The sequence below is a fragment of the Blautia sp. OM07-19 genome (genome assembly GCF_003481595.1).
Taxonomy (GTDB): Bacteria; Bacillota; Clostridia; order Lachnospirales; family Lachnospiraceae; genus Blautia_A; species Blautia_A intestinihominis.
This window is the reverse complement of sequence record NZ_QULA01000001.1, coordinates 486,152-498,300: the sequence shown is the minus strand read 5'-3', so window position 1 is coordinate 498,300 and position 12,149 is coordinate 486,152. Positions and strand designations below refer to the sequence as shown.

The 12,149-nt window shown below is 46.1% G+C and carries 10 protein-coding genes and 2 tRNA genes; all 12 read right to left on the bottom strand.

Annotated elements, in window-relative coordinates; translation table 11 throughout:
* Window positions 1–69: 69 nt before the first annotated feature.
* A tRNA-Met gene (locus tag DXC01_RS02220) sits at window positions 70–143 on the bottom strand.
* Between the two features lie 17 nt (window positions 144–160).
* Window positions 161–233, bottom strand: a tRNA-Val gene (locus DXC01_RS02215).
* Window positions 234–359: 126 nt separating this feature from the next.
* The gene (locus DXC01_RS02210) at window positions 360–842 is read right to left on the bottom strand and encodes a YdcF family protein (protein WP_022213784.1); all 483 of its coding nucleotides are present in this window, start codon (window positions 840–842) and stop codon (window positions 360–362) included.
* Window positions 842–1,351: an SEC-C metal-binding domain-containing protein gene (locus DXC01_RS02205; protein ID WP_022213785.1), complete on the bottom strand. Its 510-nt coding sequence runs from the start codon at window positions 1,349–1,351 to the stop codon at window positions 842–844. The genes DXC01_RS02210 and DXC01_RS02205 overlap by 1 nt, the downstream gene beginning before the upstream one ends.
* A 243-nt stretch (window positions 1,352–1,594) precedes the next feature.
* Window positions 1,595–2,416, bottom strand: coding sequence for an HAD family hydrolase (locus DXC01_RS02200; RefSeq protein WP_118698109.1), 822 nt, complete (start codon window positions 2,414–2,416; stop codon window positions 1,595–1,597).
* A gap of 52 nt (window positions 2,417–2,468) precedes the next feature.
* Entirely contained in the window at window positions 2,469–3,749 is a 1,281-nt protein-coding gene (locus tag DXC01_RS02195) for an adenylosuccinate synthase (protein WP_022214776.1), read from the bottom strand.
* Between the two features lie 39 nt (window positions 3,750–3,788).
* A complete protein-coding gene (gene purB, locus DXC01_RS02190; RefSeq protein WP_022214777.1) occupies window positions 3,789–5,222 on the bottom strand; it encodes an adenylosuccinate lyase in 1,434 nt (477 codons plus the stop codon).
* 117 nt (window positions 5,223–5,339) lie between these two features.
* On the bottom strand, window positions 5,340–6,089 hold the full coding sequence (locus tag DXC01_RS02185) for an amino acid ABC transporter ATP-binding protein (RefSeq protein WP_173905270.1): 750 nt from the start codon (window positions 6,087–6,089) through the stop codon (window positions 5,340–5,342).
* 32 nt (window positions 6,090–6,121) lie between these two features.
* Window positions 6,122–6,769 (bottom strand): amino acid ABC transporter permease, encoded by a 648-nt coding sequence (locus DXC01_RS02180; protein ID WP_022214779.1) that lies wholly within the window; start codon window positions 6,767–6,769, stop codon window positions 6,122–6,124.
* 100 nt (window positions 6,770–6,869) lie between these two features.
* Entirely contained in the window at window positions 6,870–7,748 is an 879-nt protein-coding gene (locus DXC01_RS02175) for an amino acid ABC transporter substrate-binding protein (protein WP_022214780.1), read from the bottom strand.
* Between the two features lie 162 nt (window positions 7,749–7,910).
* Window positions 7,911–10,022 carry a glycoside hydrolase family 13 protein gene (locus DXC01_RS02170; RefSeq protein ID WP_022214781.1) on the bottom strand — a complete coding sequence of 704 codons (2,112 nt, stop codon included), beginning with the start codon at window positions 10,020–10,022 and terminating at the stop codon, window positions 7,911–7,913.
* Window positions 10,023–10,311: 289 nt separating this feature from the next.
* Entirely contained in the window at window positions 10,312–12,099 is a 1,788-nt protein-coding gene (gene ftsH / locus DXC01_RS02165) for an ATP-dependent zinc metalloprotease FtsH (protein WP_118698175.1), read from the bottom strand.
* Window positions 12,100–12,149: the final 50 nt, after the last annotated feature.

The window sequence follows — 12,149 nt, the reverse complement described above, 5'->3', positions numbered from 1 at the left end:
CCAAAAAAATTTATTGTACATCCTGTGTTTTTATACAAAAAAAACCCCCTGAATTTCAGGGGATTCAAGTAGCGAGAGGGGGATTCGAACCCTCGACACCACGGGTATGAACCGTGTGCTCTAGCCAACTGAGCTATCTCGCCATATTCTATTTGAGGTATGGGACCTATAGGGCTCGAACCTATGACCCTCTGCTTGTAAGGCAGATGCTCTCCCAGCTGAGCTAAGATCCCACTTCCTGTGCCTGCCGCTTCAAGAACTCTCTTTCGAAGTGCTCTCTCGCAACCGACTTCGTTAGTATACTATGTGTTTGGCAAAGTGTCAACACTTTTTTTAATTTTTTTTATATTTTATTTTGTTCACAAATTTCCTACTATTTTATCCTTGATGATCGCAAGGATTTCACGTGGAATATAAACCAGCAGTCTCCAGGTTCTGTATCTCGCCGGAATGGGATAAATCTGCCTGCATCCACACTTTCTGCCGATCGCCACACCACGGAACACATGAAAATGATTCGTCACGATCCCGATCGAGGTATCCAGTGTCCCGATCTTCTCCAGGCTGAAATCCAGATTCTCCTTTGTATTGGTGGACCTGTCCTCAAGGATCAGCCGGGAACCGTCAATCCCATGCTCTGTGAGATACCGGTACATTGCCTCCGCCTCGCTGATCTGCTCTCCCTGCCCCTGTCCGCCGGAGAGAACCGCGCGTGTCTCAGGATTCTCCTCAAGATAACGCAAAGCCCTCCTGGTTCGTTCCAGAAGGGCTTTGGATAACCGTGTGCCTGCGACATGTGCGCCAAGCACGATAATATAATCCAGATCTGGCCGGACTTTCATTATCTTCCACAGCAATGTTTGTATTTCTTACCGCTGCCGCACGGACAAGGATCGTTACGGCCAATCTTGTGCGGCTTTACAACTGTACCGGATTTCTTCTGCTCCATGTACAGTTCTTTACGTTTCTCCTCTGTGAAGATCGCATCCCACTGAGGAAGCTGATACAGCCAGTCTGCCTTGGCATCAACCATGTTCTTGTAAAGAAGTTCTTTATCAAAAGCCAGAGTTACTCTGGTGTTCTCATCCATTGTCTCGATCGGGTTCGGGATCTTAAGGCTGTCATTGATTCCGTCAAGAAAACCAACCATAGTCAGGACTTCCTGTCCGTATTTCTCAGCCAGTTCTTTGACTGTACCGCTTACAACTTCGTCCGGATTGGAAAGAAGCTGCTCGTAGATTCCCTTCTCGATATTGAAATAGTTTGCCCAGAATCTCTGGAGCTGATTGCGGTCTGCCTGCTGATCGTAAGCAATTGAACGCCACTGCTCTAAGATTGTTTTATCACTCATTTGTTTTCATCCTCTTTTCAAAAATTTTGCCTGTGCCCCATTATATCATCTTTTCTCACAAAAGACAAATCCCTTTTTATACAAATTATAAGAAAGTTGTATAAAAAGGGATTCACATGCCCATACTATAAATGTCCACCGAAACCCATATCGGCGGCACAGCAAAAGATACAATCTAAGAAATACTTATATCCTCCCCTTACAAGGTCCTGGGACTGACGAAATGCCGCGGTCCCGGGATTTTTATTTGATCCCGTAAGTTTCTTCCATTTCTTTCGCTGCCTGTTTGAGATCTTTAAACTGAATTGTGTGGATTCCTGCCTTTTCTGCACCCTGGCAGTTCTCTGCACGGTCATCAATGAACAACGTCTCCTCTGCTTTCAGATTAAATTTACTGAGCAGTGTCTGATAAATCTCTATATCCGGTTTCATCTGGTTTACATCACAGGAGAAAATAACTCCGTCCATATATTTCAGAAATGGCATTTCGTTCTGCTTCGTGCCGTCCAGCATATATCTGCTGTAATTGGACAGGATGTAAAGGTTATATCCCTGCTCCTTAAGATATTTTGTCCAGGTCTCTGCATAGTCCATCTTCGTGACACATCTCGTAGAATTCCTGATAACATCCTCGATATCCTCTGCATACTCCGGAGCCAGTGCCTTGAATTTCTCACGATATTCTCTTTCTTCAAGAAGTCCTTTGTCACGCTCATCCCACACTTCACTCTGGAAGGTTGCCTTTGCGATCTTATCTCTTTTTTCTTTGTCAAAGTGAAAACCGTCCAGATAAGACTGCCAGTTAAATTCCACCAGCACAAGTCCTACGTCAAAAACAATATTTTTGATCATACGTTTATCCTCCTCGTTTTTCTTCTTATTTACAAGTCGAAATACCATCCAGATCACATACCCCATGACTGCCACAAAAAGCACCGTATGCAAGGATGCCATAAATACTTCCTGCGAAAAATCGCCCTTCAATGCAAAAAACATCGGCAGGCAGAAGATGATCAGCAGTGCCACAACACCCAGAAGGGCTGCGATTCTTTTTCCGTTTTTCATAAACACCTCAATATGAAATACGCCGGAGAAAAACTCCCCGGCGCTTTGTAATTTATTTATTTCTGTAGATAATATCGTTTCTTCCTGGTCCGTTGGAGATCATGGTGATCGGGAATCCGATCTGTTTCTCTACGAACTCTACGTATTTACGGCAGTTTTCCGGAAGATCTTCGTAGTTCTTGATTCCACGGATGTCTGTCTTCCATCCCGGAAGTACCTCGAGAACAGGTTTTGCTTTCTCAAGAAGTCCTGTTGTCGGGAATTCTGTAGTAACTTTGCCGTCGATCTCGTAGCCTGTGCATACCGGGATCTCATCAAGATATCCAAGTACATCAAGTACAGTAAATGCCACGTCTGTGGTTCCCTGCATACGGCATCCGTATTTGGAAGCAACACAGTCAAACCATCCCATACGTCTCGGACGTCCGGTTGTTGCGCCGTACTCTCCGCCGTCGCCGCCTCTTCTTCTGAGTTCGTCAGCTTCCTCGCCAAAGATCTCAGAAACGAAAGCACCTGCTCCTACTGCGCTGGAGTATGCTTTGCAGACTGTGATAACCTGTTTGATCTCATATGGCGGGATTCCTGCACCGATCGCACCATATGCAGCCAGTGTGGAAGATGATGTAACCATTGGGTAGATTCCGTGATCCGGGTCCTTGAGGGATCCAAGCTGTCCTTCGAGAAGGATCTGTTTGCCGTCTTTGATCGCATTCCACAGGAACAGGGAAACGTCTCCAACATACGGAGCTACCATTTCTTTGTATTTCATCAGTTCTGCATAGATCTCATCCGGATCAAGAAGCGGTTTATGATACAGGTGCTCCAGTAAAACATTCTTTGTTGCAACAACGCGCTCTACTTTTTCTTTCAGGGCATCGTCGTGGAACAGTTCATTTACCTGGAAACCGATCTTTGCATATTTATCTGAATAGAACGGAGCGATACCGGATTTGGTGGATCCGAAAGATTTGCCGCCAAGACGTTCTTCTTCATACTGATCGAACAGGATGTGATATGGCATTACGATCTGTGCTCTGTCGGAGATCATGATCTTCGGTGCCGGAACTCCTCTCTCGATCACTTCGTTATATTCTTTGAAGAACACCGGAATGTTCAGAGCAACACCATTTCCGATCACGCTTGTGGTGTGATTGTAGAATACACCTGACGGAAGTGTGTGCAGTGCAAATTTACCATAGTCATTTACGATTGTATGACCTGCGTTTGCACCTCCCTGAAATCTTACGATGATATCTGCCTCCTGAGCAAGCATATCGGTAATTTTACCTTTACCTTCATCTCCCCAGTTAGCTCCAACTACTGCTTTGACCATAACACTTTATCCTCCTCGTGTTTTTGATTGATCTGTATTTTAGACATTGATTTCTGCTTTGATTCCCAGCATTTCTTTGTGCTCGTCGAGAACCGGCTGTACCACTTTCTCAATGAAAGCTGTGGTCTGCTCTTTGGCTCTTCCTACATATCTGGAAGGCTCCATGGACTTGTTGAGTTCTTCGATCGTAAGGTTGAATGCCGGATCTGCCGCGATCAGGTCAAGAAGGTTATTGTCCTTTCCTTCTACCTTCACAGTGCGTCCTGCTTCCATGGAAAGCTCACGGATGCGCTCATGAAGTTCCTGACGGTCGCCGCCTGCCTTAACTGCATCCATCATGATGTTCTCAGTTGCCATGAATGGAAGCTCTGCCATCATGTGTTTCTCGATTACTTTCGGATATACTACCAGTCCGTCTACTACGTTCAGACAGAGGTCAAGAATACCGTCAATCGCAAGGAATCCTTCCGGAATGCTGAGACGCTTGTTTGCAGAATCATCCAGGGTTCTCTCAAACCACTGTGTTGCGGAAGTGATCGCCGGATTCAGTGCGTCGATCATCACGTATCTGGAAAGAGAAGCAATACGCTCACTTCTCATTGGATTTCTCTTGTATGCCATTGCGGAAGATCCGATCTGAGATTTCTCGAACGGTTCCTCAACTTCCTTGAGGTGCTGGAGAAGGCGGATGTCGTTGGACATCTTGTGTGCACTTGCCGCAATACCTGCAAGAATATTCAGGACTCTTGTATCGACTTTGCGGGAGTAGGTCTGTCCGGAAACCGGATAGCACTGCTTGAATCCCATCTTCTGCGCGATCATCGGATCGATCTTGTCAATTGTTTCCTGATCCCCGTCAAAAAGTTCCAGGAAGCTTGCCTGTGTTCCGGTTGTTCCCTTGGATCCAAGAAGCTTGAGACTTCCGAGAACATATTCCAAATCCTCAAGATCCATCATGAATTCCTGAGTCCACAGAGTAGCACGTTTACCAACAGTTGTCGGCTGTGCCGGCTGGAAATGGGTAAATGCCAGTGTAGGCTGATCCTTGTATTTATCTGCGAATTTGGAAAGCTCTGCGATCACATTGACCAGTTTCTTCTGAACCAGCTTCAGAGCTTCTGCCATTACGATGATATCTGTATTATCTCCTACATAACAGGAGGTTGCACCCAGATGAATGATTCCCTTTGCTTTCGGGCACTGTACTCCATATGCATACACATGGGACATAACGTCGTGACGTACCTGACGTTCTCTCTCCCTGGCCACGTCATAGTTGATATCATCCTTGTGAGCCTTGAGTTCGTCAATCTGCTCCTGGGTGATATTGAGGCCAAGTTCTTTTTCTGTTTCTGCCAGAGCGATCCACAATCTTCTCCATGTACGGAATTTCATATCCTGAGAAAAAATGTACTGCATTTCCTTGCTGGCATAACGCTCTGAAAGGGGGCTTACATATCTGTCTGTACTCATGGTATTTACTCCTATCCTCTCGCCAGATTAACCGCAGGGGTAACTGCGGTTAATCTTAGTATTTTTCCTGTCTTTACGCTGAAATTATATAACATTGCCTGATTAAAAGCAATCCCTTTATTTTTCTCCCTGATGAAATTTGCCAAGGAATTCTTTCATTCTGGCGTTGCTGGAAGAAAACACCTCGGAAGGTGTTCCTTCTACTGCGATCACGCCCTTATCCATAAAGATGACTCTGTCGGAGATATCTTTTGCAAAATTCATCTCATGTGTTACGATCACCATCGTAATATGAAGATCCGCCAGAGAACGGATAACACGAAGGACTTCTCCTGTAAGTTCCGGATCGAGTGCGGATGTCGGCTCATCAAAAAAGAGGATCTTCGGATTCAGTGCAAGTGCCCTTGCGATCGCGACACGCTGGCACTGTCCGCCGGAAAGCTGATACGGATAGGCATCTTCCTTATCAGAAAGTCCCATCTTTGCCAGAAGTTCTCTTGCTTCTTTATAAACTTCGTCTTTGTTTCGTTTCTGTACATGGATCGGTGCATCTGTGATATTTTTCATGACGGTAAAATGCGGAAAAAGATTGAAGTTCTGGAACACCAGACCGAAGTAGGACTGGATATCCTTGATCTCATTCTTGGACGGCATACAGACTTTGCCATTTTCTGTCCAGATCGCCTTTTTGCCCATGTAGCTGATTTCTCCACCGTCGATGCGTGTCAGAAGTGTCGCACAGCGGAGCAGTGTAGACTTGCCGGAGCCGGAAGGTCCGATGATAGAAAGCACCTCTCCTTCCTCTACATGGATGGAAACGTCTTTCAGCACCTGAAGCCCGTCAAACTGTTTTTTGATATGATTCATTTCAAGAAGATTCGTACTCACGCCCATTCCTCCTAACGATAATAGTTCATTTTCTTTTCAAGCCATTCCATTACCCATGCAACAACAAAATTGAATACATAATAGAATACACCTGCGATCACAAACGGAAGGACCGTTGTCTGTGCTGCTGCGATCTGTTTTGCCAGTGCAAACATCTCGATGTAGGATACAGAATATACAAGTGATGTATCCTTGACAAGGGTGATAACTTCATTCGTCACTGACGGAAGTACGATTTTGACAACCTGCGGAAGTACGATCTTAAAAAATGTCTGGCTCTTGTTATAGCCGAGAAGCTGTGCTGCCTCATACTGTCCGACCGGGATAGATTCAATTCCGGAGCGGTAGATCTCAGCAAAATAAGCTGCATAGTTCAGAGAACATCCAAGGATGATCGCTGTAAATTTGTACCCCCCGATATTCATTCCCCAGAGATAAAACGGTCCGAAATACCACAAAAGCAGCTGCAGCATCAGCGGTGTTCCTCTCATAATAGAAATATAGGCTTTCACGATCCAGCTCAGTGGCTTGAAACGGCTTACTCTTCCGAAATATACTACCATCCCCAACGGCAGTGAGAAAAGTAAAGTCAGAAAAAAGATAACCAGCGTAGAACCGAATCCTGTGGTAAGCTGCTGTAACATTACCTGAAAACTCATGTCTTCTCCTCCATTAACTTACAACAGGGATGCTCCCCGGTGAGACCCCAGGGAGCATCCCATATGTCTTATATCTTATTTCGTATTTTTGAATTTCTGATCATTCTGCGTCTTCGGATGTTTCCTCAGCTGCCGCATCATCAGAAGCTTCTTCTGTATCTTCTTTCGCATCAGCATCATCAGAAGCCTTGAGAGTTACCATATCAGCGATCTCATATTTCTCAGCAAGCTCTGCTACAGTTCCGTCGTCTGCCAGTTTCTGAAGGTCTGCGTTTACGATATCGCAAAGCTCGTCATTGCCTTTCTTGAAACCGATCGCATACTGCTCTGTGTTCAGAGTCTCATCAAGGATCTTGAATCCCTCTCCTCTGGAGTTGAGCTGGTATTTGGCAACACCGATATCGATTGCAAGTGCATCCAGTGCTCCTGCCTGCAGTTCTGTGAATGCTGTGTTGTAATCAGCAAATTCATTCAGTGCTCCGAAGGTATCTGCCAGTTCTTTCTGTCCGCCTTCTTCTTCGCTCTGAAGAAGATCAAGTGCTGCAGAAGCTGCCTGAACACCAACAGTCTTGCCTGCAAGGTCTGTGAGTTTCTCGATGCCGGAATTGTCAGCAACAACGATCACCTGGCTGTTATCTACGTATGGTACGGAGAAAGTATAGTCATCTTCTCTTCCGTTCATGGTAAATCCGTTCCAGATACAGTCGATAGATCCGGAATTCAGTTCCATATCCTTGGAATCCCAGTTGATCGGTTTCTTATCCAGAGTCCAGCCCTCCAGATCACATACTGCCTGAGCAAGTTCCAGGTCAAATCCTGTGTACTCTCCATCCTCATCCATATAGCCATATGGCGGATACTCTGCATCAAATCCTACGATCAGGGTCTTGTCCTCTACGCTCGCCTGTACACTTGCTGCAGAAACCATTCCCATAGCCATTACTGTGCTCAGCATCAATGCAACTGCTTTTTTCTTCATACCTCTATCTCCTCTTAAATTATTTTTATAGTTTATCACATAGTCACTCTACCACGTGAAAGTATGGTTATCGTAACATACCAATCCTTTTCTGTCAAGAAAAAAACAAAGTCCGGAGCCGTGATATTTGAAAACAGGTCCGGACTTTGCATTTTTGCGTGATTATGAAATCTTGTCTTTGTGATAAAGAAGAGTGACGCTGCGCGGCGGCAGATAGAGATTTACCATTCCGGCACGTGCCCGAATCTCCTTCGGGCGGTCATTGTAACCATCCTGGCTGGAACGGATCAGTCTCGTCATGGAAACTTCTTCCATACGGGTGATCCCCGCCGGCCATACCTTGATCGTGACTTCTCTTCCCTCATCACGGTTATTCAGGACAACGATCATCTGCTCGATATGCGAGAAACGTCCGTAGCACAGTCCCTGATAGTCGTTCCACAGGAATTTGAGGGATCCTGTACGAAGGATACGGTATTTCTTGTGGATCGCGATCATTTTTTTGTAAAAAGAAAGCAGTTCCTTGTCCTCGTGTCCCCACGGATAGGTACGGCGGTTATCCGGATCGGTAAATCCGCAGACACCAGCCTCATCACCATAATAAACAGTCGGTGCTCCCGGCCAGGTCATCTGGATCGCGATCGCTTCTCTCATGATCGCCGTATTGATATTCTCAGAAGCCGCCTCTGCTCCGGCGTAGGAAACCCTTCCCACGCGGCGGTTCGTTCTTGTCAGGAATCTGGAATGATCGTGATTCGACAGTTCATTCATCGCCACATGAAGGGCAGACATATGAAGAGAACGCATATGTGTCTTCATTGCACCGATAAACGCCTCACTGTTTCCATACAGATCCTCTCTGTACTCATCACTGTGCTTCTCCATACCGGTCAGGAACCAGGTCACAGGCTCCATAAAAGCATCATAGTTCATGACAGAATCCCATTCATCGCCCTGAAGCCAGCCTTCCGGGTTGCCGTAGTGCTCTGCAAGGATCAGCGCATTCGGATTTGCCTCCTTGACTGCCTTGCGGAAGTCCTTCCAGAACTGATGATTGAACTCATTGCTGTGTCCAAGGTCCGCTGCAACATCCAGTCTCCATCCATCTACGCAATACGGCTCAGACACCCATTTGCGCGCGATATTCAGGACATAGTCATAAAGTTCTCTGGATCCTTCATAATTGAGCTTCGGAAGCGTATCGTGCGTCCACCAGCCATCATAAGACAGGTTGTACGGCCATCTTCCCTCGTCACGGAAATTGAAGAAATAACGATACGGGCTGTCTGCTGAGATATAAGCCCCCGGCGCATAGCCCTCCTGTCCTTCATAGATCCGCTCACGGTCCATCCATTTATTGAAAGAACCGCAGTGATTGAAAACGCCATCCAGGATAACTTTCATTCCACGTTTATGCAGTTCCTGCACCAGCTCTGCAAAAAGCTGATTACTTGCTTCCAGATTCTTCTTGTCGGTAACTCGCTTGATGTATTTCGCCGCATGTGAGTTCTCACGGTCCCATGGAGCCAGAAGTCCGTCACAGTCCTCTACGATCCTTCCATAATGTGGATCTACATAGTCATAATCTTGTGTATCATACTTGTGGTTACTCGGCGATACAAAGATCGGATTCAGGTATACGACCTCCACGCCAAGATCCTGGAGATAATCCAGTTTATCCATAATGCCCTTAAGGTCTCCGCCATAAAATTCCCGGACACCCATGACAGCCGGTGTCTTGGACCAGTCATGTACCTGCTCACAGTGTTCTCCAATATAAGAATATTCATCTGTCAGAACACTGTTGGTCGGATCTCCGTTGCAGAAACGATCCACAAAGATCTGGTACATCACCGCCCCCTTCGCCCAGTCCGGAGTCTGGAAATCTGGATAGATCTCAAAATCATCGCGTTCCTGTAATTCTGTACAGACTCCCCGCTGATTATAGTAACAGTTTACCCAACCATACAGAATTTCAAAGTGATATCGAAAAACCTCATCCGGCATCACGATCTTGGTTCCGTAATAGTCGAAGCCCTTGACCGTCTTATAGATCTTCATCTTATGTTTCTTCTCACCGGATACAAGGTATACTGCGTCTGCATTGTTTTTCTGGGTCCGGAAACTGATCATTACCGTTTCCCCCGCCTTTGGTTCGGTAGGATTTCTGTAATATCTCGTTCCGTCACTGAAAAAAGCGTCCTTATTCAGCACCGGCCGCATATTCAGAATGTACTGCATTTTTCTGGTAATGTCTTCGTTTTCCCATTCCATAATTAAAGTCCCCTTATTCTTAAGCATATGTCTATTCTAGTTGAAAATTCATAAAAGTACAATATAAAAACCACTGAAATACCGTCTCGATTATGGTTATTTTTACAAAATAAAAAAGACAGCGGGATAGGCTGTCTTTTTTGGAGAAGGTATTTCTTCTTATGGGGTGTAGCAAAAACTATATAATGTATTGGGGGGTTTTTACGATGTATATAGTACCATGCGTCTACCGAAAAGTGTGCACAAAGTTCACAAAAATCACAATTTGTTTTTGTGCATCTTGCATACTTTATTTTGAGAGATCAACTTTTTCTGATGTAAAAAGTGCCTCAAACTCTTCTCTGTGGACTTTTTCCTTCTCTAAAAGAAGAGCTGCACACTTGTGGAGCACGTCCATATGCTGAGTGATGATCTCTCTTGCATCCTGGTGGCACTTGTCGATGATATCATGTACTTCCTGGTCGATCTCCTTGGCAACTTCCTCGCTGTAGCTTCGGGTATGTGCCAGATCTCGTCCGATAAATACCTCATCACCGTCATCACCATAAGTGATCAGACCAAGCTTGTCTGACATACCATACTGCATGACCATTGCTCGGGCAGTTCCTGTCGCACGCTTGATGTCATTGGATGCACCTGTCGTGATATCGCCAAAGATCAGTTCCTCGGCAACACGGCCGCCAAGCAGCGTTGTGATATCCTGAAGCATCTTGCCCTTGGTATTGAACATCTCATCATTCTCCGGAAGAGGCATGGTATATCCTGCTGCCCCAACACCTGTCGGAATGATGGAAATCGTATAAACAGGATCCATATCCGGAAGCACATGGAACAAGATCGCATGTCCAGCCTCATGGTATGCTGTGATCTTCTTCTCTTTGTCAGAGATGACTTTGCTTCGTTTCTCTGCACCGACACCAACTTTGATAAAGGCCTGCTTGATGTCCTGCTGCGTGATATAGGATCTGGTCGCCTTGGCCGCCATGATCGCAGCTTCATTCAGGAGGTTCTCAAGATCTGCGCCTGTAAATCCTGCTGTTGTCTGCGCGATCTGTGCGAGATCAACATCCTCGCCAAGAGGTTTGTCCTTGGCATGAACGCGAAGGATCTCCTCACGTCCCTTGACATCTGGTCTGCCTACTGCAACCTTACGGTCAAAACGTCCCGGACGCAGGATCGCAGGGTCCAAAATGTCGACACGGTTGGTTGCTGCCATAACGATGATCCCCTCGTTCACTCCGAATCCATCCATCTCTACAAGAAGCTGGTTCAGAGTCTGCTCTCTCTCATCATGACCGCCGCCCATACCGGTTCCACGCTGTCTTGCAACTGCATCGATCTCATCGATAAAAATGATACACGGTGCATGCTTCTTGCCCTCTTCGAACAGGTCGCGGACACGGGAAGCACCGACACCGACAAACATCTCCACGAAGTCTGAACCGGAAATGGAGAAGAACGGAACCCCCGCTTCTCCTGCAACAGCCTTGGCAAGAAGTGTCTTACCTGTTCCTGGAGGACCTACAAGGATCACGCCCTTAGGAATTCTGGCTCCCACACTGGTATATTTCTGTGGAGATTTGAGGAAATCCACAACTTCTACCAGATCTTCCTTCTCTTCCTGAAGACCGGCTACGTTCTGAAAAGTTACTTTTTTGTCGTCCGGAAGCATCATCTTTGCACGGCTCTTGCCAAAATTCATCATCTTAGAGTTGCCGCCCCCTCCTGACATCTGTCTGTTCATCATGACAAACAGGATCAGGATAAATGCTCCTGTAAGGATCACAGGTAAAAACGTTGTGAGAAAAGCACTCTCCTGCGGAACATCCTTCACATCCGGATGAATATCGTATTTCTCAAGAATCTCCTGTGCAGTGTTTACGTCTGTTACATTGACCTTTTTCTGTCCTTCGCCCTCGATCTCCGCCACAACAGATCCCGTCGGTACCTCCCTGTTCTGATACAAGGATGCAGAAGTCACCTTGCCGTCCTCGGCTGCCTGCTGCAGTTCTTCCATCGTGTAATTACTCTGGGAAGTTACCTGATTATTCAGATAAAAATATCCTGCAACCAGCATCACGATCAGCACCAGATAAAGACCAATTTTGCCTGGCTGTCTGTTCACTT